At 72.5% G+C, this 24,194-nt stretch carries 20 protein-coding genes; 13 read left to right on the top strand and 7 right to left on the bottom strand.

The annotated features are described in order from the left end of the window. Positions 1-7: 7 nt before the first annotated feature. From OHB09_RS27110 to OHB09_RS27095, 4 genes are all read right to left on the bottom strand, one after another. Positions 8-1,360, bottom strand: a complete 1,353-nt coding sequence (locus OHB09_RS27110; protein ID WP_006142961.1) for a M20/M25/M40 family metallo-hydrolase — start codon at positions 1,358-1,360, stop codon at positions 8-10. Then, on the bottom strand, positions 1,353-2,186 hold the full coding sequence (locus tag OHB09_RS27105) for a M55 family metallopeptidase (protein ID WP_167794149.1): 834 nt from the start codon (positions 2,184-2,186) through the stop codon (positions 1,353-1,355). Before OHB09_RS27105 ends, OHB09_RS27110 begins: the two co-directional genes overlap by 8 nt. A gap of 108 nt (positions 2,187-2,294) precedes the next feature. After that, the gene (locus tag OHB09_RS27100) at positions 2,295-4,676 is read right to left on the bottom strand and encodes an MFS transporter (RefSeq protein ID WP_093593212.1); all 2,382 of its coding nucleotides are present in this window, start codon (positions 4,674-4,676) and stop codon (positions 2,295-2,297) included. Between the two features lie 193 nt (positions 4,677-4,869). Beyond that, positions 4,870-5,313, bottom strand: coding sequence for an SRPBCC family protein (locus OHB09_RS27095; protein ID WP_006142964.1), 444 nt, complete (start codon positions 5,311-5,313; stop codon positions 4,870-4,872). Between the two features lie 262 nt (positions 5,314-5,575). Between OHB09_RS27095 and OHB09_RS27090 the strand changes: the two genes are divergently transcribed. Both OHB09_RS27090 and OHB09_RS27085 read left to right on the top strand, forming a co-directional pair. Continuing rightward, entirely contained in the window at positions 5,576-6,631 is a 1,056-nt protein-coding gene (locus OHB09_RS27090) for an Rv2578c family radical SAM protein (protein WP_328918335.1), read from the top strand. Positions 6,632-6,814: 183 nt separating this feature from the next. Beyond that, positions 6,815-8,482: an alpha/beta hydrolase gene (locus tag OHB09_RS27085; protein ID WP_328922679.1), complete on the top strand. Its 1,668-nt coding sequence runs from the start codon at positions 6,815-6,817 to the stop codon at positions 8,480-8,482. 114 nt (positions 8,483-8,596) lie between these two features. Here OHB09_RS27085 and OHB09_RS27080 read toward each other — a convergent pair whose 3' ends face one another. Continuing rightward, the gene (locus tag OHB09_RS27080; protein WP_006142967.1) at positions 8,597-9,172 is read right to left on the bottom strand and encodes an adenylosuccinate lyase; all 576 of its coding nucleotides are present in this window, start codon (positions 9,170-9,172) and stop codon (positions 8,597-8,599) included. Between the two features lie 478 nt (positions 9,173-9,650). On the opposite strand from OHB09_RS27080, the gene OHB09_RS27075 reads away from it, so the two are divergent. The 10 genes from OHB09_RS27075 (at position 9,651) to pssA (ending at position 21,518) form a co-directional block, all read left to right on the top strand. Then, positions 9,651-11,459 carry a 3-hydroxyacyl-CoA dehydrogenase family protein gene (locus OHB09_RS27075; protein WP_328922678.1) on the top strand — a complete coding sequence of 603 codons (1,809 nt, stop codon included), beginning with the start codon at positions 9,651-9,653 and terminating at the stop codon, positions 11,457-11,459. A 190-nt stretch (positions 11,460-11,649) separates the two neighbouring features. Next, complete coding sequence (locus OHB09_RS27070) at positions 11,650-12,471, top strand: TetR family transcriptional regulator (protein WP_040896732.1); 822 nt, start codon at positions 11,650-11,652, stop codon at positions 12,469-12,471. Between the two features lie 408 nt (positions 12,472-12,879). After that, the gene (locus OHB09_RS27065; protein ID WP_191852139.1) at positions 12,880-13,380 is read left to right on the top strand and encodes a cupin domain-containing protein; all 501 of its coding nucleotides are present in this window, start codon (positions 12,880-12,882) and stop codon (positions 13,378-13,380) included. Positions 13,381-13,742: 362 nt separating this feature from the next. Beyond that, entirely contained in the window at positions 13,743-15,080 is a 1,338-nt protein-coding gene (gene ccrA, locus OHB09_RS27060; protein WP_167796143.1) for a crotonyl-CoA carboxylase/reductase, read from the top strand. A gap of 9 nt (positions 15,081-15,089) precedes the next feature. Then, entirely contained in the window at positions 15,090-17,126 is a 2,037-nt protein-coding gene (locus OHB09_RS27055) for a protein meaA (RefSeq protein WP_006142973.1), read from the top strand. Continuing rightward, a complete protein-coding gene (locus OHB09_RS27050; RefSeq protein WP_006142974.1) occupies positions 17,123-18,097 on the top strand; it encodes an HpcH/HpaI aldolase/citrate lyase family protein in 975 nt (324 codons plus the stop codon). The genes OHB09_RS27055 and OHB09_RS27050 overlap by 4 nt, the downstream gene beginning before the upstream one ends. Before the next feature lie 4 nt (positions 18,098-18,101). Then, complete coding sequence (locus OHB09_RS27045) at positions 18,102-18,614, top strand: MaoC family dehydratase (RefSeq protein WP_167796357.1); 513 nt, start codon at positions 18,102-18,104, stop codon at positions 18,612-18,614. A gap of 2 nt (positions 18,615-18,616) precedes the next feature. After that, the gene (locus OHB09_RS27040; RefSeq protein WP_191851881.1) at positions 18,617-19,831 is read left to right on the top strand and encodes an acyl-CoA dehydrogenase family protein; all 1,215 of its coding nucleotides are present in this window, start codon (positions 18,617-18,619) and stop codon (positions 19,829-19,831) included. A gap of 183 nt (positions 19,832-20,014) precedes the next feature. Beyond that, entirely contained in the window at positions 20,015-20,671 is a 657-nt protein-coding gene (locus tag OHB09_RS27035) for a phosphatidylserine decarboxylase (protein WP_063822179.1), read from the top strand. A 22-nt stretch (positions 20,672-20,693) separates the two neighbouring features. Then, entirely contained in the window at positions 20,694-21,518 is an 825-nt protein-coding gene (pssA, locus tag OHB09_RS27030; RefSeq protein ID WP_040896736.1) for a CDP-diacylglycerol--serine O-phosphatidyltransferase, read from the top strand. Positions 21,519-21,591: 73 nt separating this feature from the next. On the opposite strand, the gene OHB09_RS27025 is transcribed toward pssA, so the two are convergent. Next, positions 21,592-22,746: a glycerate kinase gene (locus OHB09_RS27025; protein WP_006142979.1), complete on the bottom strand. Its 1,155-nt coding sequence runs from the start codon at positions 22,744-22,746 to the stop codon at positions 21,592-21,594. A gap of 131 nt (positions 22,747-22,877) precedes the next feature. Here OHB09_RS27025 and OHB09_RS27020 point away from each other — a divergent pair, with 131 nt between their 5' ends. Beyond that, positions 22,878-23,396, top strand: coding sequence for an NUDIX domain-containing protein (locus OHB09_RS27020; protein ID WP_040896626.1), 519 nt, complete (start codon positions 22,878-22,880; stop codon positions 23,394-23,396). A gap of 6 nt (positions 23,397-23,402) precedes the next feature. On the opposite strand, the gene OHB09_RS27015 is transcribed toward OHB09_RS27020, so the two are convergent. Next, positions 23,403-24,128 (bottom strand): SIR2 family NAD-dependent protein deacylase, encoded by a 726-nt coding sequence (locus OHB09_RS27015; protein WP_191889909.1) that lies wholly within the window; start codon positions 24,126-24,128, stop codon positions 23,403-23,405. Positions 24,129-24,194 lie beyond the last annotated feature (66 nt).

Below are 24,194 nucleotides of genomic sequence, written 5' to 3'. Positions count from 1 at the left end.
GCCCTCCTCAGGCCGTGCGCAGGAAGTGGTCGAGGACGTGGACGCCGAAGTGGAGCGCCTCGACGGGGACGCGCTCGTCGACGCCGTGGAACATCGCCTGGTAGTCGAAGCCCTCGGGCAGCCGGAGCGGGGCGAAGCCGTAGCCGGTGATGCCGAGCCGGGCGAACTGCTTGGCGTCGGTGCCGCCCGACATGCAGTACGGCACCACGTCGCCCTCGGGGGCGAAGGTCTTCAGGGCCGCACGCATCCTCGCGAAGGTCGGTGAGTCCACCGGCGCCTGGAGGGCCACCTCGCGGTGGTCGAACTCCCAGTCCACGTCGGGTCCGGTGAGCCGGTCCAGGGTCTCGCGGAACTCCTCCTCGCCGCCGGGCAGGAAGCGCCCGTCGACATGGGCGACGGCCTCGCCGGGGATCACGTTGACCTTGTAACCGGCGTCCAGCATCGTCGGGTTGGCGCTGTTGCGGACGGTGGCCTCGACGAGGGCGGCGGCCGGGCCGAGCTTGTCCAGGAGGGCGTCCACCCCCTCGGCGGCGTGCCTGCCGTCCAGATCCGCCTCGATGCCGTACAGCGCGGCGAGTTCGGTGAGGGCGGCGCGGACGGTCGGGGTGAGCCGCGGGGGCCAGCGGTGTTCGCCGATGCGGGTGACGGCCGCGGCGAGCCGGGTGACCGCGTTGTCGTGGTTGACCTTGGAGCCGTGTCCGGCGCGGCCGCGCGCGGTGAGCCTCAGCCAGCCGGTGCCGCGTTCCCCCGCCCCGACGGGGTAGATCCGGCGCCCGGCGCCGTCGTGGAAGGTGTACGCGCCGGACTCGCCGATGGCCTCCGTGCAGCCCTCGAAGAGCCCGGCGTGGCGCTCGGCGAGGAAGCCGGAGCCGTCCGCCGCGCTCGCCTCCTCGTCGGCGGTGAACGCGATCACCACATCGCGCCGGGGGCGTACGCCCGCGCGCATCCAGTCCCGGACGACGGCGAGGATCATCGCGTCCGTGTTCTTCATGTCGACGGCCCCGCGCCCCCAGACGACGCCGTCGCGCACCTCGCCGGAGAAGGGGTGCACGCTCCACTCGTCCGCCCGCGCGGGGACGACGTCGAGGTGGCCGTGGACCAGCAGCGCCTCGGCGGCGGGATCGGTGCCCGCGAGACGGGCGACGACGTTGGCGCGGCCGGGGGTGCGCTCCAGCAGCACCGGTTCCAGTCCGGCCTCGGCGAGCCGCTCCGCCGCGTACTCGGCGGCGGGACGTTCGCGGCAGTCGCCGCCGCCGCGGTTGGTGGTGTCGATGCGGATGAGGTCGGAGGTGAATCGGACGACCTCCTCCAGCGCCCGGTCCCCGACACGGTGGCCGGTGGTGCTGCCGTTCTCAGCCATACTGCTCCTCCACGGCGGACGAGGCGATCGTGGTGACCGCCTTGAAGGTGCGGATTCCCTCGTACATCGTGGCGCTGGTGTACGCGACCTTGCGCTCGCCGGCGCGGGCGACTCCCGGGACGACGGTGGCGGCGGCGGCCAGGTGCTCGGCGTCGAACTCCACCGCGACGGTGAACGGGCCGTCCTGCGCGGGCGCGTGACGGACGGCGAGCGCGGCCGCCTCCCTCGCGGCGGCGCGGATGTCGGCGGCCGTGCGCGCGGGGGTGCGGCAGACGGCCGCGTACCGGGAGACATGGTCCTTCACCGCGACCTTCAGCGCCTCCGGCGCGTAGCCGAGGGCGTCCTCGCAGGCCACGTCGTCGCCGGTGACCAGCACGACCGGGACGCCGTACTCGGCGGCGACGGCCGCGTTGAGCAGCCCCTCGCTGGCCCGCACGTCGTTCAGCCAGACGCCGGTGATCTGGTTGGCGAGGTAGGTGTGGGCGAGGACGCCCTCCATCCCGGCGCCGGCGTGGTAGCCGAGGAAGGCGATGCCGTCCACGTCGCCGTGCTGCACACCCTCGACCATGGAGAGGCTCTTGTGCCGGCCGGTGAGCATCTCGGCGCGGTCGTCCAGGTGTTCCAGGAGGATGTTGCGCATCGACCAGTGCGCCTCGTTGATGAGGACCTCGTCGGCGCCACCCTCGAAGAACCCCTGCACGGCGGCGTTCACGTCGCCGGTGAACAGGACGCGGCAGCGTTCCCACTGGGGAGTGCCGGGGAGTACGTCGGCGGGCCAGGTCACACCGGTGGCGCCCTCCATGTCGGCGCTGAGGAGGATCTTCATTGCCGAAACGGTACGCGTTCCCCGGCGCTTTTTCGCCCCCGCCGCCCCTGCCCGTCCCCCTCGGGGGCCACGCCCCGAGGGTCCTGAGGGGGATCCCTCTCAGTCCTCTCAGTCCTCGTGGCCCAGATGCAGGTCGCGTTCCGTGCGGCCGCCGCCGGCCATGCGCAGGACCGTCGCCACCGGCGGGTACCCCGCCGCGATCACCGTGTACTCGCCCGAGGAGAGGTCCACGAACCGGAAGACCCCGTCCGCCCCCGTCGTCACCGAGTCGACCACGTTGCCCGCGGCGTCCAGCAGCGTCACCCGCGCGTCCTCCACCGGCCGGCCGCCGCCCGCCCGGACGGTGCCCCGCAGCACCGCCCCGCCCGCGAGCTCGACGTCCTGCCGGGTCTCCCGGGAGGCGTGGACGGTGACCGGGAGGGCGGCCGGCCGGTACGCGGGGGCGCTCGCCGCGAGGGTGTACTCGCCGGCCACCAGCTCGGTGATCAGATAACTCCCCTCGGCCCCGCTCCGGGTGGACCCGACGACCTCGCCGTGCGCGTTGGTGAGGGTGACCGCCGCGTCCCGCACGGGCGTGCCGTCGGCGGTGAGCACGCTGCCCGCCAGCCGTCCGGCGCCGCCGAGCACCACGTCCAGTTCGACGGGGCGCTCGCCGACCGTCACGGAGACCGCCTGCGGCTGGTGACCGCCGGCCGCGGCGATCAGCACGTACGCCCCGGGCCCGGGTGTCGCGAGCGCGTAGCGCCCGTCGTCCCCGCTGGCGCCGCGCCCGATCTGCGCGCCGGTGACGTCGATGAGGGTGAGTGCCGCGCGCGGTACGGCGGTGCCGTCGGGATGCTGCACGCCGCCGCAGACGGGCACTCCGCCGGAGGTGGAGAGGCGGGCCTGCGGGACCTGCCCGGTGGCGGGGGCGTCGGTGGAGGTGGGGTGGGACACCAGCGGTTTCTCCTTGAGGAAGCAGGCGAGGACGAGCCCGAGGACGAGGATCGGCACCAGGTAGAGGAAGATGCGCGGCATCGCGTCGGCGTACGCGCGCACATAGGCCTCGCGCAGCTCGGGCGGGAGCGTGCGGACCAGTTGCGGGGTGAGGGACTCGGGGTCCGGCAGCGCGCCGGCCGCGGTGGAGGGCAGCCGCTCGCTCAGCGCCTCGGTGAGCCGCCGGGCGAAGAGCGTGCCGAAGACGGCGGCGCCGACGCTGCCGCCGATCTGCCGGAAGTAGTTGTTGGCGCTGGTCGCGGTGCCGAGGTCGGCGGGGCGCACGGCGTTCTGCACGGCGAGGACGAGGACCGGCATCACCATGCCGATGCCGGTGCCGAGGACGGCCATCCAGATGCTGTACTGCAGCCGGGGCGTGTCGGTGCCGAGTCCGGACAGCAGCCACATGCCGAGGGCGGACAGCGCGCTGCCGAGCAGCGGGTACGGCTTGTAGCGGCCGGTGCGGCTGATGAGCTGCCCGCAGACGATGGAGGCGCCGACGATCCCGGCCATCATGGGCAGCATCAGCAGCCCGGACTCGGTGGCGGAGACCCCGTCGACCATCTGCAGGAAGGTCGGCAGATAGCTGGCCGCGCCGAAGAGGGCGACGCCGATGACCAGTCCGACGAGCGCGGTGACGTTGAAGACCGGGTCGCGGAACAGCCGCAGCGGGATGAGGGGTTCGGCGGCGTACCGCTCCGCGAGCAGGAACAGCAGGATGGCCGCCACGGCTCCCGCGCCGAGACCGAGGACGACCCGCGAGCCCCAGGCGTACTCGGTGCCGCCCCAGCTCGTCAGCAGGACGAGGCAGGTGGAGGCGGCGGCCAGCAGGAGCGTGCCGGGCACGTCGAGCCGGGCCCGGCGGTCGGGCCGGGGCAGTTTCAGGACGACGGCGACGACGGCGAGGGTGACCAGGCCGAAGGGCACGTTGATGTAGAAGCACCAGCGCCAGGACAGGTGGTCGGTGAAGTAGCCGCCGAGCAGCGGGCCGGCCACCGAGGCGAGTCCGAAGGCCGCCCCGATCGCGCCCATGTAGCGGCCCCGGGCGCGGGGCGGCACGATGTCCGCGATGATCGCCTGCACGCCGATCATGAGTCCGCCGGCGCCGACGCCCTGGACCGCCCGGTAGGCGATCAGCTGGTCCATGTTCCCGGCCCGGCCGGCCAGCGCGGAGCCGAGGACGAAGACCAGGATGGCGAACTGGAAGACACCCTTGCGGCCGTAGAGGTCACCGGCCTTGCCGTAGACGGGCAGTCCGACGGTCGCGGTGAGCAGGTAGGCGGTGACGGCCCAGGACATCTTGTCCAGCCCGTGCAGCTCACCGACGATCCTGGGCAGCGCGGTGGCGACGATCATCTGGTCCAGCGCGGCCAGCAGCAGGGCGAGCATCAGGCCGAGGAAGACCAGCCGGACCCGTCGCGGGGTGAGTGGGGCGGCGGCGGGCGGGGGTGGCGGTTCGGGGGCGCGCGGGGGCGCGAGATCCGTCTCGTCCTGCGTCAGAGTGATCCCGCCCACGTAAACGCTCCCCTCACCACGCCTTTCGCGCCCTGCCCGCGCCCCCAGCCAACTCCGCGCCACCGCACGGAGTTACGGGAAGCGCAACAGCAACTGGGAGATCCACCCGATCCGGTGAGGGAAGCGCACGGGTGAAGGGGTGGGGCAGGGCGCGGGAGGGCGCGGCGGCGCGCGAGGGGAGGGCGCGCGCTCCTTACTTCTCCGTCTCGGCGGCCAGCCGCGCGAGCACCGCGTCGTAGATGCGGCCGAGGCCCTTGGGCGCGAACGTCTTCTCGAAGAAGCCGCCGATGCCGCCCGCGCCGTTCCACGTGCTCGTGACGACGACCCGTGCCCGGCCCTCGCCCGCCGGGGTCACCCGCCAGGTCGTGACCATGGAGGAGTTGCGGTCCTTCTCGACCAGCTCCCCGTCGGTCGGCTCGCTGACCTCGAGCAGGCAGTCGCGCACGCGCTTGCTCGTGGCCTGCAGCTTCCAGTGGACGAGGGTGCCCTCGCCGTCGCCCCCCTCGCGCACCTCGTACTCGCTGAAGTGTTCGGGCAGCAGCTTCGCGCGCGTGCCGGTGTAGTCGGCCAGGGAGTCGAACACCTTCTCCGCGTCCGCAGCGATGACTCGCTCGGTGGTGGCCTCGACCTGCGCCATGACGTTCCTCTTCCTGTACGTGTGACGGGTGGGGTCAATCCCACCACACCCCGGGCGGCGGGCGAACGCGGACCGCGAGCACGCGCACCCGGACCCCGGCGCACGCGCCGTGCGCCACGCCGGGCGGGAGTCCCGAGATGCCGGAAAAGCCGCAGGCCGGAACCCTCGCCCACATATATCGAACATACGAACGACCCCACTCCCCCGATCAAGGGAACGTATGTTCTATTCTGGGTGGGCCGCACTACCCCGAGGAGGCGCCATGCGCTGGGACAACCTCGCCGATCCCGCCGGGGACCGCGCCCGTGACGCCGCGCTGTTCGGTGCGGACGCGGTCACCACACGCACGTTCGACACCCCTGAATTCCGCGGAATCACCTTCCACGAGGTGCGCGCCCGTTCGATAGTGAACCGGGTGCCGGGCGCCTCGCGCATGCCGTTCGAATGGACGGTCAACCCCTACCGGGGCTGCTCGCACGCGTGCGTGTACTGCTTCGCCCGCAAGACCCACAGCTATCTGGACCTCGACACCGGCCTGGACTTCGACTCGCAGATCGTGGTGAAGGTCAACGCCCCCGAACTGCTGCGCCGGCAGCTCGCCTCGCCGCGCTGGCACGGCGAGCACATCGCGATGGGCACCAACGTGGACTGCTACCAGCGGGCCGAGGGGCGCTACCGGCTGATGCCGGGGATCATCGCCGCCCTGCGGGACCGCGCCAACCCCTTCTCGATCCTCACCAAGGGCACGCTGATCCTGCGCGACCTGGACCTGCTCCGGCAGGCCTCCGAGGTCACCGACGTCGGCATCTCCGTCTCCGTGGGCTTCACCGACACCGCGCTGTGGCGCACGGTCGAGCCGGGCACCCCGGCCCCCGAACGGCGCCTGGAGGTCGTGCGCGCCCTCGCCGGGCAGGGCATCGGCTGCGGGGTCCTGATGGCCCCGGTCATACCGTTCCTCGGCGACCGCCCCGAGCAGCTCCGGGCCACCGTGCGGGCGATCGCCGCGGCCGGGGCCACCTCGGTGACCCCCCTGGTACTGCACCTGCGCCCGGGGGCGCGCGAGTGGTTCATGGCCTGGCTGGAGCACCACCACCCGCACCTCGTGCGCCGCTACGAGCGCCTGTACGCGGCGGGCGCCTACGCCCCGACCTGGTACCAGCGCCGGATCACCCGTCAGGTGCACGAGCTGGCCCGGGAGTACGGGATCGGCCCCGCCCGCGCGGGGATGCCCCGCCGGATCCGGCCGGCCGGGCCGCTGCCCGAGGAGTCCCTGGAACCGACGGCGTCCGCCGCCCCCACCCAGCTGACCCTGCTCTGAGCCTCCGGGCCCCCGCGCCGCCGGTCACGGCAGCCGGACGCATCCCGCGGCCCGATCGGCTGAACTTTGCCCGAACGGGTTCCCCCGGGCGCGCTTCCCGGGACGATGCGGCGAGGACCGTGCCCCTCACGGGCGCGGATTCCGCGTCCTGTGCGTCCTGTCCCGCGCCTTGGGAGGCCCGGCATGAGAAGAACCGCAGCGGTGCTGTGCGGTGCCGCGATCGCGATGGCGGGGCTGCCGGCCGGCGCCCCGGCCGCGGCGAGCGCCGCGCCGCCCGCCCTGACGTCCGCCGTCACGACGGGCACGACCGGCACGACCGCCCCGGGCACGCCCACCACCGGTTCCCCGTCCGCGAGTTCGCCGCCCGCCGCGGCGAAGCTCGGCTGGAAGAAGTGCGCCACCGGCGATACCCCCACCCTGCAGTGCGCGAGCCTCAAGGTGCCGCTCGACCACGCGAAGCCGAGCGGCCGCAAGATCACCCTCGCCCTCTCCCGGGTCCCGCACACCGCCCGTACCTTCCAGGGACCGCTGCTGGTCAACCCCGGCGGGCCGGGCGGCAGCGGGCGGAGTCTCGCCGGCTTCGTCGCCTCCTCGCTGCCGAAGGCGGTGGCCGCCCAGTACGACGTGATCGGCTTCGACCCGCGCGGCGTGGGCGCGAGCACCCCCGCGCTGGACTGCGCGCCGGGGCACTTCGCCCCCGTGCGCCCCGACACCGTGCCGCGCACGCCCGCGCTCGAACAGGCCAACCTCTCCCGCGCCCGCTCCTTCGCGCGGGCGTGCGGCGCCAAGTACAAGGACCTGCTGCCGTATCTCGACACGGTCAGCGCCGCGCGCGACATGGACGCGATGCGCCGGGCGCTCGGCGCCAAGAAGATCAACTACTTCGGGTACTCGTACGGCACCTACCTGGGCGCCGTCTACGCCAAGCTCTACCCGCAGCGGGTGCGGCGCCTGGTGCTGGACTCGATCGTGGACCCGAGGGGCGTCTGGTACGAGGACAACCTCCAGCAGGACCACGCCTTCGAGGAGCGGCACCGGGCGTTCCTGGCCTGGATCGCCGAGCACGACGCGGCCTACGGGCTCGGCACCGACCCCGCCGCGGTCGAGGCCGAGTGGCACACGATGCGGGAGGACCTCGCCGCGCACCCGGCCGGCGGCACGGTGGGCGCCGCCGAACTGGAGGACACCTTCATCCCCGGCGGCTACTACGACGGCTACTGGCCCTATCTGGCCGAGGCGTTCGCGGCCTGGGTCCACGACAAGGACGCGGACGCGTTGGTCGGGGCGTACCGGACCTTCGGCGCGGTCGACGCCGCGGGTGACAACGGGTACAGCGTCTACACCGCGGTGCAGTGCCGCGACGCGGGCTGGCCGAAGGACTGGAACCGGTGGCGCGAGGACAGCTGGGCGGTGTACTCCAAGTCGCCGTTCATGGCCTGGAACAACGCCTGGTACAACGCGCCCTGCGCGTTCTGGCCGACACCGGCGAAGCGGCCGGTGGACGTCGCCAACGACAAGCTCCCGCCGGCGCTGCTGTTCCAGGCCACCGACGACGCGGCCACGCCCTACGAGGGCGGGGTGCGGACGCATCACCTGCTGCGCGGCTCGGCGCTGGTCGTCGAGGAGGGCGGCGGGAACCACGGCATCACGCTGAGCGGAAACGCCTGCCTGGACGGCCATCTGGCGACGTATCTGCGCACCGGCAAGGTGCCGCACGGCCCGGGCGAGGCCGACGCCCGCTGTGCCGCGCTCCCCGCCCCGAAGCCCCGGCCGGCCGGGGAGGCGGCCAAGGCGGCGCCGAAGCCCTCGCCCGGCTCGGCACTGCACGGGCTGCTCGGCTTCCGGAGCTGATCGGGACCGGTCCGGTGCCGTGCCTCGTCCGCCCGGATCCGGTGCCGGGCCATGCCGGTGCGGTCCGCACCGGGCCGGGCCGCCGCTACGGGCGGCCGTCCGGCCCCCGGTGCCTCACCGCGCGCCCGGGATCCGCTCCAGGGCGCGCACGGCGGCCTCGGCCAGGGCCGGGTGCGCCAGGGCCTCGCGCAGGACGGGCACGGCCCGGGGGTCGCCGAGGACGCCGAGGCCCTCGACACAGGCCAGGGCCACGCGGCGGTAGGGGTCGTGGGGGCGCAGCCGGCGGCGCAGGGTGGTGAGGAGCGCCGGTACGGCCTCGGGGCCGCCCAGCGCGGTGAGCAGGCGTACGGGGTGCAGGGCGTAGGCGACTCGCAGTTCGTTGGTGGCGAGGGCTGCGGCCGCGCGGGCGGTGCGGGGGTCGCCGAGCCGGGCCAGGGCGTGGGCGGCGGAGGCGCAGCGGGGCGGGTCGCGGTGGTTGAGGAGGAGGACGAGCGACTCGAAGGCGCGGCGGTCGCCGGCCAGGCCGAGGCGGAAGGCGGCCAGTTCGCGGGCCCACAGCGGGCGGCCGGGTTCGGTGAGGACGGCCGCGAGCGCGTCGGGGTCCTCGGTGGTCACCAGGCGTTCGTAGGCGGGGCCGCCGCCCGCCTCGCGCCGTAAGCGCTCCGTGAGCGTTCGCAACTCTTCGTCCATGGTTCCGAGGTTAGGGGCGGGGCCGCCCGCGCGGGACGCGGATCACGAACATCACCGGAGGGCAGCGGGGAACCCTGGAGATGGGCCGGGGCCGCCCGGCCCGTGAAGGGCGCGAGAACCTGAAGCACAGGGTCTGGCGCGCTCGTTACCCGTGAGTTAAGCTCAGACGAGCGAGTTACCCCTCGCATCTCGCTGTTCCTCAGGGCGGTTTGGTGACGCAGCCGCCGTGAGGGCGGAACAGCCGGTCCGGTGCCCCGCTCCGTGGGTACCGCGGTGCGACCCGGCCTGGGGACAGGGCCGGTCGGACACCGCCGCCGCGCGGGCACGTGTGCCCGAAGCGGCGTCGGACGGTCGCGCCCGCGGCCCGGCGAACTCCGCACATTCCCGCGCAGCACCCCTCTCCCGCTCGCATTCCGGTGCGCCCCGCGGCGCACGACGTGCGTGCTTCCGTCGTCACCCTCATTTCTGGAGTCCCGCGATGGCCACTCCCCTCTCCGACACTTCCCTGTCCCCGCTGCGGACCGTCGCCGTCGTCGGCCTCGGCACCATGGGCACCGGCATCGCCGAGGTCCTCGCCCAGGCCGGCCGCGAGGTCGTCGGCATCGACGTCAGCGAGACCGCCGCCACCCGGGCCGTCGCCGCCCTGGAGGCGGCCACCGCCCGTTCCGTGGAGCGCGGCCGGCTGACCGAGGACCGGCGCGAGGACGTGCTCGCGCGCTTCCGCACCTTCACCGACCTCCGGGCCGCCTCCGAGGCCGACCTGGTGATCGAGGTGGTCCCGGAGTCCTACGAGATCAAGCAGCAGGTGTTCCGCGAGCTCGACGCCCTCGTGCGCCCGGACGCGATCCTCGCCACCGGCACCAACGCGCTCTCCGTCACCCGGCTCGCCGCCGAGTCGGCCCGCCCCGAGCGCGTGCTCGGCCTGCACTTCTTCAACCCGGCCCCGGCGATGCGGCTCGTCGAGGTCGTCTCCTCGGTGCTCACCTCCCCCGCCGCCGTCCGGGCCGTGACCGATCTCGCGCTGGACCTGGGCAAGGAGCCGGTCGCCGTCGGCGACCGGCCCGGCTTCGTCGCGGACGGCCTGCTGTTCGGGTACCTCAACCAGGCGGCCGCGATGTACGAGGCCAAGTACGCCTCCCGCGAGGACATCGACGCCGCGATGAAGCTGGGCTGCGGTCTGCCGATGGGCCCGCTGGCGCTGCTCGACCTGATCGGCGTCGACACCGCCCGCACGGTCCTGGAGGCGATGTACACCGCCTCCAGGGACCGGCTGCACGCCCCCGCGCCCATCCTGCGCCAGCTCAGCGAGGCCGGCCTGACGGGCCGCAAGTCGGGCCGCGGCTTCTACACCTACGAGGAGCCCGGCAGCGCGACCGTCGTGCGGGACGCGCTGACCCCGCCGGCCGGCGGCCCCGCCTCCGGCACCGCCCGTCCCGTCCGCTCCGTGGGCGTGGCAGGCAGCGGCACCATGGCCTCCGGCATCGCCGAGGTGTTCGCCAAGGCCGGGTACGACGTCGTCCTCGCCGCCCGCACCGAGGAGAAGGCGGCGGCCGCGCGGGCCCGGATCGGCAGTTCCCTGGCCCGCTCGGTGGACAAGGGCCGGATGACGGTGGAGGCGGCCGCGGCGGCCCTGGACCGGATCACCCCCGCCGACTCCTACGACGCCTTCGCCGACGTCGATCTGGCGGTGGAGGCGGTGGCGGAGGATCTGGAGGTCAAGAAGCAGCTCTTCGCCGCGCTGGACAAGGTGTGCAAGCCGGGGGCGGTGCTGGCCACGACCACCTCCTCACTGCCCGTCGTCGCCTGTGCCCGCGCCACCTCGCGGCCGCAGTCCGTGATCGGCATGCACTTCTTCAACCCGGCCCCCGCGATGAAGCTGGTCGAGGTGGTGCGCACGGTGCTGACCTCGGACGACGTGCACGCCACCGTCCGTGAGGTGTGCGCGCACCTCCGCAAGCACCCGGTGGACTGCGGGGACCGGGCCGGTTTCATCGTCAACGCCCTGCTGTTCCCGTACCTGAACAACGCGGTCAAGATGGTGCAGGAGCACTACGCGACGCTCGACGACATCGACGCGGCCATGAAGCTGGGCGGCGGCTACCCGATGGGCCCCTTCGAGCTGCTCGACGTGGTGGGTCTCGACGTGTCGCTGGCCATCGAGAAGGTGCTGCACCGCGAATTCCGCGACCCGGGCATGGCGCCCGCCCCGCTCCTGGAGCATCTGGTGGCCGCGGGCTGCCTCGGCCGCAAGACGGGCCGCGGCTTCCGCGAACATGCCCGGCGCTGAACGGGGCGGGGGCGGTCGGTCCGGTGCTCCGCGGTCCGGGGCGGACCGCGGAGCACCTCCCGGCGGCCGGTTCCCGGCGCCGCCGGAGTGGGGCGGGCTCCTCGATCCGGCCGCCCCGCACCCGCCCCCCGGTGCGCCGGAAAGGCGGGGAGATGCCCGTCACGCTGCGCACATGCAGTACGTTCGGGGCATGCCCCAGCCCGCCAAGTCCTCACGTATCGCCGCCTCGACCGACGCGCCGGAGCGCGCCGCCGGCGGCCGCGCCGCCGCCCAGCGGCTGAAGATGCGCCGCGAGTTGGCCGCGGCGGCCATGGAGCTGTTCTCCACGAAGGGGTACGAGGCGACCACGGTCGACGAGATCGCGGCGGCCGCGGGGGTCGCCCGCCGGACCTTCTTCCGCCACTTCCGTTCCAAGGAAGAGGCGATCTTCCCCGACCACGACGACACCCTTGTCCGCGTGGAGGCGGTGCTCAACGCCGCCCCTGCCCACGAGCATCCGCTCGACACGGTGTGCCGCGGCATCAAGCAGGTCATGCGGATGTACGCGGCCCAGCCGGAGATCTCGGTGGCCCGTTACCGGCTGACCCGTGAGGTGCCGACGCTGCGGGAGGCGGAGATCGCCTCGGTCGCCCGCTACGAGCGGCTGTTCACCCGCTATCTGCTGGGCCACTTCGACGAGCGGGCGCACGCGGACGACGCCAACGACGACCCGCTGCTCGCGGAGGTCGCCGCGTCGGCGGTCGTCACCGCCCACAACCACGTGCTGCGCCGCTGGCTGCGGGCGGACGGCCGGGGCGACGTCGAGACCCAGCTCGACCACGCCTTCGCGATCGTCCGCCGGACCTTCGGCACGGGCATCGGCGCCGGCCGGGAGATGTCCCCCTCCCCGGCCCCGCCGGCCGCGACCACCTCGCACGGGGAGGTCCTGGTGACGGTGGCCCGCACGGACGCTCCCCTGGACGAGGTCATGCGCACCATCGAGGCGGCTCTTCAGGAGCGCCGCTCCCGGTAGGGCTCCGTCACGCGGGGCGGGTCCGCCCGGTGGCGGGCGCCCCGGCCGCCGCCTACGGCGGCTGCAGACGCGCGAAGCCCCGTTAAGGCCCGCGAAGGCCCGCCGCAGGGCACGCAGCGACACGTGCAGGCGCGCGGCCGTCGTGCCCTGGGACAGCTCGGCGTCGGTGAGGCGGACGTCGGCCACATCCCGGCCGCCTGCGCCTGCGCCGGCGCCGGGGCGAAGGCCGGTTCGCGGGCGTCGACGTGGTCGAGGACCAGTCCTTCGGCGAGTTCGACGCCGAGCTGACGCCGGCGCCGCCGGTCCGCTGCCCGGCGGCGAGGTCGTCGTCACGCCCGGCTCCTGCCCCCCGTCCGCGGGTACCCGAAGCACCCGAGGCACCAGAAGCATCCGAAGGAGCCGCTCGTGATGATCCCCGACGACGATCCCTCGCGCCCGCTGACCGTGGCGCATCCCGACGATCCCGGCACGACGTACGTCTCTCTGGTGGGCAACACGTACGCGATGCTGGTCACCGGCGAGCAGACCGGGGGCCGGTACTGCCTGATCGGCATGTACGTCCCCGACGGCGGTGGCCCGCCGCCGCACCGGCACGACTTCGAGGAGATGTTCACGGTCCTCGAGGGCGAGATCGAGTTCACCTTCCGCGGCGAGAAGCACGTCGCGTTGGCCGGGACCACGATCAACGTCCCGGCCAACGCGCCGCACCACTTCCGCAACGCCTCGGGGGCGCCGGTCCGGATGCTGTGCATGTGCACCCCGGCGGGTCAGGACGAGTACTTCCTGCGCATCGGCGACGTCATCGACGGCAAGGACGCGCCGGCCCCGGAGCTGTCGGCCAAGGACCTGGCCGAGCGCCGTCGCCTCGCCGCCGAACTGGCCTCGACCTACCGGACCGAATTCCTGTAGCGCGCGCCGTCGGCGTGCGGAGGCACGGCGAGGGGCGGTGCGGCCGGGAAGGCCGCACCGCCCCTCGCCGTTTCCTTTGATCGATCATCGCTCACCTGAGCGCGAAAAAATTCACCTGAGACCATTTCTTGGCACTGCGTGCCTTGCGCGCTGTCACACCGTGCCATACGTTGGTCATGTCCGAGCGACCGGCACACGGCGCGATCCCCGTGTTCCGGACTGTCCCCGGCGGCCCCGTCCGCCCGCCCGGACGCCTGCGTCACAGGCCCCTTTTCGCAAGTCCGCGCCACCCGCGCGCCCCGCACTCCCCCGCCGAACCGACGGCACCCCTCCCCCAAGACGCCATTCGCCGGAGGCACACCGTGAAGGAAATCCTGGACGCCATCCAGTCGGGGGCGGCCACGCCCGCCGACTACGCCGCGCTTCCGCTCCCCGACTCGTACCGCGCGGTGACCGTGCACAAGGACGAGACGGACATGTTCGAGGGCATCGCCACCCGCGACAAGGACCCCCGCAAGTCGCTCCACCTGGACGAGGTCCCCGTCCCCGAACTCGGCCCGGGCGAGGCCCTGGTCGCCGTGATGGCCTCCTCGGTCAACTACAACTCGGTGTGGACCTCGATCTTCGAGCCGCTCTCCACCTTCGGCTTCCTGGAGCGCTACGGCCGCGTCAGCGAACTCACCCGGCGCCACGACCTGCCGTACCACGTCATCGGCTCCGACCTGGCCGGCGTCGTCCTGCGCACCGGCCCCGGCGTCAACGCCTGGAAGCCCGGCGACGAGGTCGTCGCGCACTGCCTGTCGGTCGAACTGGAGTCCTCCGACGGCCACAACGACACGATGCTCGACCCCGAGCAGCGCATCTGGGGCTTCGAGACCAACTTCGGCGGCCTCGCCGAGGTCGCCCTGGTCAAGTCCAACCAGCTCATGCCCAAGCCGGACCACCTGAGCTGGGAGGAGGCCGCCGCCCCCGGCCTGGTCAACTCCACCGCCTATCGGCAGCTCGTCTCCCGCAACGGGGCCGGCATGAAGCAGGGCGACAACGTGCTCATCTGGGGCGCGAGCGGCGGACTCGGCTCCTACGCCACGCAGTTCGCGCTGGCCGGCGGCGCCAATCCGGTCTGTGTGGTCTCCTCCCCGCAGAAGGCGGAGATCTGCCGCTCCATGGGCGCCGAGGCGATCATCGACCGCAACGCCGAGGACTACCGGTTCTGGAAGGACGAGCACACCCAGGACCCCAAGGAGTGGAAGCGGTTCGGCAAGCGCATCCGCGAACTCACCGGCGGCGAGGACATCGACATCGTCTTCGAGCACCCCGGCCGGGAGACCTTCGGCGCCTCCGTCTACGTCACCCGCAAGGGCGGCACCATCACCACCTGCGCCTCGACCTCGGGCTATCTGCACCAGTACGACAACCGCTACCTGTGGATGTCCCTGAAGCGGATCATCGGCTCGCACTTCGCCAACTACCGCGAGGCCTGGGAGGCCAACCGGCTGATCGCGAAGGGGAAGATCCACCCGACGCTGTCCAAGGTGTACTCCCTGAAGGACACCGGCCAGGCCGCCCACGACGTGCACCGCAACCTCCACCAGGGCAAGGTCGGCGTGCTGTGTCTCGCCCCCGAGGAGGGGCTCGGCGTGCGCGACGAGGAGAAGCGCGCCCGGCACGCCGAGGCCATCAACCGCTTCCGCAACGTCTAGGAGGCGCAGGTGAGTGAACGTCAGAAGGACCGGCCGTGGCTCATGCGCACGTACGCCGGCCACTCCACGGCGGAGGCGTCCAACGAGCTGTACCGGCGCAACCTCGCCAAGGGCCAGACCGGGCTGTCGGTCGCCTTCGACCTGCCGACGCAGACCGGCTACGACGCCGACCACGTCCTCGCCCGCGGCGAGGTGGGCCGGGTCGGGGTGCCGATCGCACACCTCGGTGACATGCGCCGGCTGTTCCAGGACATTCCGCTGGAGCGGATGAACACCTCCATGACCATCAACGCCACCGCCATGTGGCTGCTGGCGCTCTACCAGGTGGTCGCGGAGGAGCAAGGCCTCGACGAGGAGGCCGTCAGCCGGCTGCAGGGGACGACGCAGAACGACATCGTCAAGGAGTACCTGTCCCGGGGCACGCACGTCTTCCCGCCGGGCCCCTCGCTCCGGCTGACGACGGACATGATCGCGTACACGGTGACCCACCTGCCCAGGTGGAACCCCATCAACATCTGCAGCTACCACCTCCAGGAGGCGGGCGCCACACCGGTGCAGGAGATCGCGTACGCGATGTCCACCGCCGTCGCCGTCCTCGACGCGGTGCGGGACGGCGGTCAGGTGCCGCAGGAGCGCATGGGCGACGTGGTGGGCCGCATCTCCTTCTTCGTCAACGCGGGCGTCCGCTTCGTCGAGGAGATGTGCAAGATGCGGGCGTTCGGCCGCGTCTGGGACCGCATCACCCGGGAGCGGTACGGCATCGAGAACCCCAAGCACCGCCGCTTCCGCTACGGCGTCCAGGTCAACTCCCTGGGGCTGACCGAGGCGCAGCCGGAGAACAACGTCCAGCGGATCGTGCTGGAGATGCTGGCGGTCACCCTCTCCAAGGACGCGCGGGCGCGGGCCGTGCAGCTCCCCGCCTGGAACGAGGCGCTGGGGCTGCCCCGGCCCTGGGACCAGCAGTGGTCGCTGCGCATCCAGCAGGTGCTGGCCCACGAGAGCGATCTGCTGGAGTACGAGGACATCTTCGAGGGCTCGAAGGTGATCGAGGCGAAGGTCGAGGAACTGGTCGAGGCGGCGTTCGCGGAGATCGGGCGGATCGAGGAGATGGGCGGCGCGATGGCCGCCGTCGAGTCGGGCTACCTCAAGTCGCAGCTCGTCGCCTCGCACGCCGAGCGCCGGGCGCGGATCGAGTCCGGCGAGGAGAAGATCGTCGGTGTCAACGCCTTCACCGGGACCGAGCCCAGCCCGTTGACCGCCGACCTCGACACCGCGATACAGACCGTGGACCCGGCGGTGGAGTCCCGTGTCGTCGCCGCGCTCCAGCACTGGCGGGACACCCGCTACCAGCCCCCCTTCAACCACCCCCGTCCCTGCAAGGCGCTGGAGAAGCTGCGGGAGGCGGCCAAGGGCACCGACAACCTCATGGAGGCCACCCTGGAGTGCGCCCGCGCCGGGGTGACGACCGGCGAGTGGGCGGGGGCGCTGCGCGAGGTGTTCGGCGAGTTCCGGGCCCCGACCGGCGTCTCCTCCGCCCCGGTGGCGGTCGCCGCCGAGGAGGGCTCGGCCATGGCGGGGGTGCGTCGCCGGGTGGAGCTGACCGCCCGCGACCTCGGCGTCGGCAAGCTGCGCTTCCTGGTCGGCAAGCCCGGCCTGGACGGGCACTCCAACGGAGCCGAGCAGATCGCGGTGCGGGCCCGGGACGCCGGCTTCGAGGTGGTGTACCAGGGCATCCGGCTCACCCCCGAGCAGATCGTGGACGCGGCCCTGGCCGAGGACGTCCACGCGGTGGGCCTGTCCATCCTGTCCGGTTCGCACGCGCAACTCGTGCCGGACGTGCTGGAGCGGTTGCGCGCGGCCGGCGCGGCCGACATCCCGGTGATCGCGGGCGGGATCATCCCGCACGCCGACGCCGAGCAGCTGCGGGCCGCGGGAGTGGCCGCGGTCTTCACCCCGAAGGACTTCGACATCACCGGGATCATCGGCCGTATCGTCGACGAGATCCGCCACGCGAACCAGCTCGACCCCCTGGAGGTCCCCGCATGACCAGCCCCGCTCCCCAGGTCAACCGGCTCCGCCCCCGCCGCTCCTGTCTGGCGGTTCCCGGAAGCAATCCGCGCTTCCTGGAGAAGGCGCAGGGCCTGCCGGCCGACCAGGTCTTCCTGGACCTGGAGGACGCGTGCGCGCCGCTCGCCAAGCCCGAGGCGCGGCACACCATCGTGAAGTTCCTCAACGAGGGCGACTGGACCGGCAAGACCCGGGTGGTGCGGGTCAACGACTGGACGACGGAGTGGACCTACCGCGACGTCGTGACGGTCGTGGAGGGCGCCGGCCCGAACCTGGACTGCATCATGCTGCCGAAGGTGCAGGACGCCTCCCAGGTCGTCGCGCTCGACCTGCTGCTGACCCAGATCGAGAAGACGATGGGCTTCGAGGTGGGGCGCATCGGCATCGAGGCGCAGATCGAGAACGCGCGTGGCCTGAACAACGTCGACGCGATCGCCGAGGCCTCCCCGCGCCTGGAGACCATCATCTTCGGCCCGGCCGACTTCATGGCCTCCATCAACATGAAGTCCCTCGTCGTGGGCGAGCAGCCGCCCGGCTACCCGGCGGACGCCTACCACTTCATCCTGATGAGGATCCTCATGGCGGCCCGGGCCAACGACCTCCAGGCGATCGACGGCCCCTACCTGCAGATCCGCAACGTGGACGGCTACCGCGAGGTCGCACGGCGTGCCGCCGCGCTCGGCTTCGACGGCAAGTGGGTGCTGCACCCCGGCCAGGTCGAGGCGTCCAACGAGATCTTCTCGCCCTCGCAGGAGGACTACGACCACGCCGAGCTGATCCTGGACGCGTACGACTACTGCACGTCCGAGGCGGGTGGCAAGAAGGGCTCCGCGATGCTCGGCGACGAGATGATCGACGAGGCCAGCCGCAAGATGGCCCTGGTCATCGCGGGCAAGGGCCGGGCGGCCGGCATGCAGCGCACCAGCAAGTTCGAGATCCCGGAGGCGTAGGGCCATGCAGTTCGGACGCACCTACGAGGAGTTCGAGGTCGGGGCGGTCTACAAGCACTGGCCCGGCAAGACGGTCACCGAGTACGACGACCACATGTTCTGCCTGCTCACCATGAACCACCACCCGCTCCACATGGACTCCAACTATGCGGAGACGACGACGGACTTCGGCAAGAACGTCGTCGTCGGCAACTACATCTACTCCCTGCTGCTCGGCATGTCCGTGCCGGACGTCTCCGGCAAGGCCATCGCCAACCTGGAGATCGAGTCGCTCAAGCACGTGGCGCCGACCTTCCACGGCGACACGATCTACGGCGAGACGACGGTGCTGGACAAGTGGCCGTCGAAGTCGAAGAACGACCGCGGCATCGTCCACGTCGAGACAAGGGGCCACAAGCAGGACGGCACCCTCGTGTGCGTGTTCCGCCGCAAGGTGATGGTGCCGACCGAGACGTACATCAAGGAGCGCGGCGGCGAGCAGCCCGGCCGTCCGCAGCCGAAGGAACAGGGGAAGTAGTCATGGCCCGACTCGCCCGGACCGCCGGTCTGACCGACGTCCAGCAGGAGATCCTCTCCACCGTCAGGGACTTTGTCGACAAGGAGATCATCCCGGTCGCCACCGAGCTGGAGCACCGCGACGAGTACCCGCAGAAAATCGTCGACGGACTCAAGGAGCTGGGCCTCTTCGGCCTCATGATCGACGAGGAGTACGGGGGCCTGGGCGAGTCGCTCCTGACCTACGCGCTGTGCGTGGAGGAGATCGCCCGCGGCTGGATGTCGGTCTCCGGCATCATCAACACGCACTTCATCGTGGCGTACATGCTCAAGAAGCACGGCACGCAGGAGCAGAAGGAGTACTTCCTGCCGAAGATGGCGCTGGGCGAGACCCGGGGCGCCTTCTCGATGTCGGAGCCGGGGCTCGGCTCCGACGTGTCGGCGATCACGTCGAAGGCCGTGCGGGACGGCGACGACTACGTACTGAACGGCCAGAAGATGTGGCTGACCAACGGCGGCTCCTCCACGCTGGTCGCCGTCCTGGTGCGGAGTGACGAAGGACACTCCCCCGAGGAGGCGGCCGCCGAGCCGCACAAGTCGATGACGACGTTCCTGGTGGAGAAGGAGCCCGGGTTCGGCGAGGTCCGGCCCGGTCTGACCATCCCCGGCAAGATCGAGAAGATGGGCTACAAGGGCGTCGACACCACCGAGCTCATCATGGACGGCCTGCGGGTGCCGGCCGACAGGGTGCTCGGCGGGGTCACCGGCCGGGGCTTCTACCAGATGATGGACGGTGTCGAGGTGGGCCGGGTCAACGTGGCCGCGCGCGGCTGCGGGGTCGCCCGGCGCGCCTTCGAACTGGGCATCGGCTACGCCCAGCAGCGGCACACCTTCGGCAAACCGATCGCCCAGCACCAGGCCATCCAGTTCAAACTGGCGGAGATGGCCACCAAGGTCGAGGCCGCGCATGCGATGATGGTGAACGCGGCACGCAAAAAGGATTCGGGGGAACGAAACGATCTCGAGGCGGGGATGGCGAAGTACCTCGCCTCGGAGTACTGCAAGGAGGTCGTGGAGGACGCCTTCCGCATCCACGGCGGCTACGGCTTCTCCAAGGAGTACGAGATCGAGCGGCTCTACCGTGAGGCACCGATGCTCCTGATCGGTGAGGGTACCGCCGAAATCCAGAAAATGATCATCGGGCGCAGGTTGCTCGAGGAGTATCGATTCCAGGGCTGATGCCAGGATGATTGTCCGGGTTGGGGGTGTTTTCTTGGGGAAGAGGATCACACCCCGTCACCCCCTTCCGGCCGCCGACTCGGCTTCCCGGCTTACCCAGTTGTGACCGCGAGCCGCTACGATCGCCGGAAAGCCGCCGTCCCCCTCACGCAGCGCGGCATTCATCCGCTACGAAGGTCATCCATGCCCCACAGCCAAACCTCTGCACCTCGCGACAGCCTGGTCGGCGCACGCCTCGCGCGCGGAGCATCGCCGTGGCTCCTCCCGACCGTTGCCACCGCAGCCCTCAGCCTCGCCCGGTCGCGCCGCTCCGGCGTCGCCCGGGCCGTGGCGGTGCCCGCCACCGCTCTCGCGGCGGGCATGCTGTGGTTCTTCCGGGACCCCGAGCGGGAGATCGCTCCCGGCAGGGTCATCTCTCCCGCCGACGGCGTGGTGCAGAGCATCATGCCGTGGAAGGACGGGCGCACCCGCGTCGCGATCTTCATGAGCCCGCTGAACGTGCACGTGAACCGGGCCCCGCTGGCCGGCACGGTGACGTCGGTCGAGCACATCCCCGGCGGCTTCGTTCCCGCGTTCAACAAGGAGAGCGAGAACAACGAGCGGGTGGTCTGGCACTTCGACACCGAGCTCGGCGACATCGAGATGGTCCAGATCGCCGGTGCCGTCGCCCGCCGGATCGTGCCCTACCTCCCGCAGGGCACCAAGGTCGAGCAGGGCGAGCGGATCGGTCTGATCCGGTTCGGCTCGCGCGTCGACATCTACCTGCCCGAGGGCATCGAGGTGGCCGTCGAGGTCGGCCAGAAGACAGTGGCTGGGGTGACTCGCATTGACCGTGATTGACCCGCAGACCCAGGCCGGCTGGGTGCCCGAGGCGGACATGGACGGCGCGGACGAGGAGGAGATGCCTCTCTCGTTGCGTCTGTCGATAGCGGACACCCTCACCCTCGGCAACGCCACGTGCGGCTTCATGGCGGTGTACTTCACCACCACCGGCATCCTCATCCCGCACCTGACGGGCAGCGACGAGGCCACGGGCATGGCCCGGCACAGCGCCGCCACGGCGGTCATCCTGATGCTGTGCGCGGCCGTCTTCGACCTGTTCGACGGTCTGGTCGCCCGCAAGCTGCGCTCCTCGCCGATGGGCGCGGAGCTGGACAACCTCTCCGACCTGATCAGCTTCGGTCTCGCGCCGGCGTACTTCGTGCTGGTCTACGGCATGGTCGCCGACGACGCGCACCAGAGAGTGGCCGCGGTCGGCGGCATCGTGGTGCTGCTGGCGGTGGTGCTGCGGCTTGCCCGGTTCTCGTGCGTGACGCTCAAGGACGGCACGTTCCAGGGCATGCCCTCGCCGTTCGGGGCGCTGACGGTGGTCTCCATCGTCCTGCTCGAGCTGCCGTTCTTCGCGACGCTGCTGGCGGTCCTCGGTACGGCGTGGCTGATGGTGAGCCGGGTCGAGTACCCGAAGCCGCGGGGACGCCTCGCCGGGGCGATGCTCGGCTGGATCGTGCTGTCGATGGGCCTGCTGGTGGGCTGGGCGTTCGACGCGCCGAGCGCCCAGCTCCTGCTGCAGACGGGCTGCGCGCTGCAGCTCGTGATGGGGGCGGTGATCCCGCTGTTCGCCACGGCCCGCCGGGTGAACAACTTCCGCGACAACCGCCGCGAGGCCAGGGCGGCGCAGCTCCCGTAGTCCTTCGTGCGTGAGTGGGGCCCCGTACCCGGGAGGTACGGGGCCCTTCGCATGTCACGGTCCTCTTCGCCCGTCACGGCCGGAGCAGGTCCCGGGCCAGGCGCTCGGCGAGCCGTTCCAGGAGCGGGCCGGCCTCCGCGAGGCAGCGGGCCACATCCGGTTCCAGATCCGTCAGCGCGTACGCCCGCGAGACGCCGGCCGCGGCCAGTTCCCCGGGGGAGAGCGCCAGCCGCCCGCACACCGCGACCACCTGCCGTCCGGCCGCCCGCGCCGCCGCGGCGACCCCCGCCGGGGCCTTGCCGTGCAGGGTCTGCGCGTCCAGTGAGCCCTCCCCCGTGATCACCAGCGAGGCCCGCTCCAGCGCCGGCGCGAAGCCCAGCACGTCGAGCATCACCTCGATGCCCGGCCGGAACCGCGCGCCGAGAAGCAGGGCGGCGTGGCCGAGGCCGCCGGCGGCCCCGGCTCCCGGCGTGGCGGCGCACTCGGCGGCCCGTGCGCCGAGGGACGCCTCCAGCACCCCCGCGAACCGTGCGAGCGCCGCGTCCAGCGCCCGGACGTCCTGCGGCGAGGCGCCCTTCTGCGGCCCGTAGACGGCGGCCGCCCCCTTCGGCCCGGTCAGCGGATTGTCGACGTCCGCCGCGAGGACGAGCTCGGCCTCCGCGAGCCGCGGGTCGAGCCCGGACAGGTCGGCACTCGCGAGCGCGGCCAGCCCGCCGCCGCCCGGGGGCACCGGCGCGCCCCCGGCGTCCAGGAGCCGCGCCCCGAGCGCGGTCAGCATCCCCGCGCCCCCGTCGGTGCTCGCGCTTCCGCCCACCCCGAGCACGAGTGTGCGCGCCCCCGCGTCCAGCGCGGCCCGCAGCAGCTCTCCGGTGCCGTGGGTGGAGGCGGTGAGCGGCGCGGGGACGCCGCCCGGCAGCCGCTGCAGGCCGCTCGCCTCGGCCATCTCCACCACGGCGGTGCCGCCGCGCAGCGCGAAGGCCGCGGCCACCTCGCCACCGAGCGGCCCGGCGACCGGCACCTCCCGGCGCGCGAAACCGGCCGCCACGGCGGCGGCCACCGTCCCGTCGCCGCCGTCGGCCACGGGCAGCGACTCCACCTCCAGGTCCGGCACGACCCGGCGCAGCCCGGTGGTCACCCGCTCGGCGACCTCCGCGGCCGTCAGCGAGCCCTTGAACTTGTCGGCGGCGACGAGCACCCGGTGTGCGCCGGTCCCGGTGGTGTCGGTCACGTGGCAGCCCCTCCTCCGGGGCGCGCGGCGGGCTTCCGCGCGCCCTCTCGCCCGCGTGCGACCCTATCGGCATCCCGCGCGCTCGCGGAGCGGACGCGTGTCGGCCGGTGCGCGGTGGTTACCCTGCCCGGATGAGCACTCCTGACTACGCCACGTACATCGCAGGCCTGCCGCGCGTCCTGGTCGGGGCCGCGGCCCTCTTCCGTGACGCCCGGGGGCGGGTCCTGCTGGTCGAGCCGAACTACCGGGAGGGCTGGGCGCTGCCGGGCGGCACCGTCGAGTCGGACGAGGGCGAGACCCCTCGGCAGGGGGCCCGGCGCGAGACGGCCGAGGAGATCGGCCTGGACCGCACGATCGGGCGGCTCCTCGCGGTGGACTGGGTGCCCGGCGCGAACCGCCCGCCCGTGGTGGCGTACCTCTACGACGGCGGGGTCCTCACCGAGGAGGAGCTGGGCGCGATCCGGCTGCAGGAGTCGGAGCTGCTGTCCTGGCGGCTGGTGCCGCGCGAGGAACTCGCCGAGCACCTCCTGGGCGAGCTGGGCCTGCGTGTCCTCGCCGCCCTCGACGTACTGGAGCGCGACGGGCACACGGCGGAGCTGGAGAACGGCCGAGCGGTGGGACCGGTGGACGAGGTCAGCCCCGTTCTCTGAGCGGTCTCAGGCGAGTTCCCGCAGCAGGCGGGGCAGTGAGGTGCCGAGGGGTTCGCGGACGACCTCGTCGGCGAGGTCGTCGTAGGGGGTCGGCTCGGCGTTGACGACGACGAGCCGGGCCCCGTGCTCGGCGGCGATCCGGACGAGTCCGGCCGCGGGGTGCACCTGGAGGCTGCTGCCGACGGCGAAGAACAGCGTGCAGGCCTTGGCGATGGCCTCCGCCCCGGCCAGGACGGACGGGTCGAGCGGTTCGCCGAACATGACGGTGGCCGGTTTCAGGATGCCGCCGCACTCCAGGCAGGGCGGATCGTCCTCACCGGCGTCGATCCGGGCGAGGGCGTCCTCCATGGACCCCCGGGCGCCGCACTTGACGCATTCCACGCGGTGCGCGCTGCCGTGCAGTTCGAGGACCTTGCGGGCGGGCACCCCGGCGCGCTGGTGCAGCCCGTCCACGTTCTGCGTGAGCACGCGTACCGGGACCCCGGAGCGCTCCAGTTCCGCGACGGCGCGGTGGGCCGCGTTGGGCTCCGCGTGGAGCATGCCCATGCGCCGCCGCATCCGCCAGGAGCGGCGCCGGACGTCGGGATCGCCCACGTAGTGCTCGTAGGTCACGAGCCGCTCGGCCTCCGGGTCATGCCGCCACAACCCCGCCGGGCCGCGGTAGTCGGGGATGCCGGAGTCCGTGGAGATCCCGGCGCCGCTCAGGAGCGCGACGAGGGGCTTGGTCGTCATGCGGTCGAGGGTAAGGCGGGGGCGCGGGCCGGGGCGACCGTATATTCGGCACGTTCGGCCTGGCCA

It is taken from the genome of Streptomyces griseoaurantiacus (assembly GCF_036189845.1).
In the GTDB taxonomy this organism is placed as follows: domain Bacteria; phylum Actinomycetota; class Actinomycetes; order Streptomycetales; family Streptomycetaceae; genus Streptomyces; species Streptomyces griseoaurantiacus.
The sequence above is the reverse complement of the archived record's forward strand: the minus strand, read 5'-3'. Positions and strand labels throughout refer to the sequence as shown.

What these genes read in the sequence shown, in the direction of transcription:
- OHB09_RS27050 (WP_006142974.1), top strand. Translation starts at nt 17,123, where the DNA reads ATGACCAGCCCCGCTCCCCAGGTCAACCGGCTCCGCCCCCGCCGCTCC.
- OHB09_RS27085 (WP_328922679.1), top strand. Translation starts at nt 6,815, where the DNA reads ATGAGAAGAACCGCAGCGGTGCTGTGCGGTGCCGCGATCGCGATGGCG.
- OHB09_RS27110 (WP_006142961.1), bottom strand. Translation starts at nt 1,360, where the DNA reads ATGGCTGAGAACGGCAGCACCACCGGCCACCGTGTCGGGGACCGGGCG.
- OHB09_RS27075 (WP_328922678.1), top strand. Translation starts at nt 9,651, where the DNA reads ATGGCCACTCCCCTCTCCGACACTTCCCTGTCCCCGCTGCGGACCGTC.
- OHB09_RS27095 (WP_006142964.1), bottom strand. Translation starts at nt 5,313, where the DNA reads ATGGCGCAGGTCGAGGCCACCACCGAGCGAGTCATCGCTGCGGACGCG.
- OHB09_RS27015 (WP_191889909.1), bottom strand. Translation starts at nt 24,128, where the DNA reads ATGACGACCAAGCCCCTCGTCGCGCTCCTGAGCGGCGCCGGGATCTCC.
- OHB09_RS27040 (WP_191851881.1), top strand. Translation starts at nt 18,617, where the DNA reads ATGGCCCGACTCGCCCGGACCGCCGGTCTGACCGACGTCCAGCAGGAG.
- OHB09_RS27070 (WP_040896732.1), top strand. Translation starts at nt 11,650, where the DNA reads ATGCCCCAGCCCGCCAAGTCCTCACGTATCGCCGCCTCGACCGACGCG.
- OHB09_RS27080 (WP_006142967.1), bottom strand. Translation starts at nt 9,172, where the DNA reads ATGGACGAAGAGTTGCGAACGCTCACGGAGCGCTTACGGCGCGAGGCG.
- OHB09_RS27105 (WP_167794149.1), bottom strand. Translation starts at nt 2,186, where the DNA reads ATGAAGATCCTCCTCAGCGCCGACATGGAGGGCGCCACCGGTGTGACC.
- OHB09_RS27045 (WP_167796357.1), top strand. Translation starts at nt 18,102, where the DNA reads ATGCAGTTCGGACGCACCTACGAGGAGTTCGAGGTCGGGGCGGTCTAC.
- OHB09_RS27090 (WP_328918335.1), top strand. Translation starts at nt 5,576, where the DNA reads ATGCGCTGGGACAACCTCGCCGATCCCGCCGGGGACCGCGCCCGTGAC.
- OHB09_RS27020 (WP_040896626.1), top strand. Translation starts at nt 22,878, where the DNA reads ATGAGCACTCCTGACTACGCCACGTACATCGCAGGCCTGCCGCGCGTC.
- OHB09_RS27035 (WP_063822179.1), top strand. Translation starts at nt 20,015, where the DNA reads ATGCCCCACAGCCAAACCTCTGCACCTCGCGACAGCCTGGTCGGCGCA.
- OHB09_RS27065 (WP_191852139.1), top strand. Translation starts at nt 12,880, where the DNA reads ATGATCCCCGACGACGATCCCTCGCGCCCGCTGACCGTGGCGCATCCC.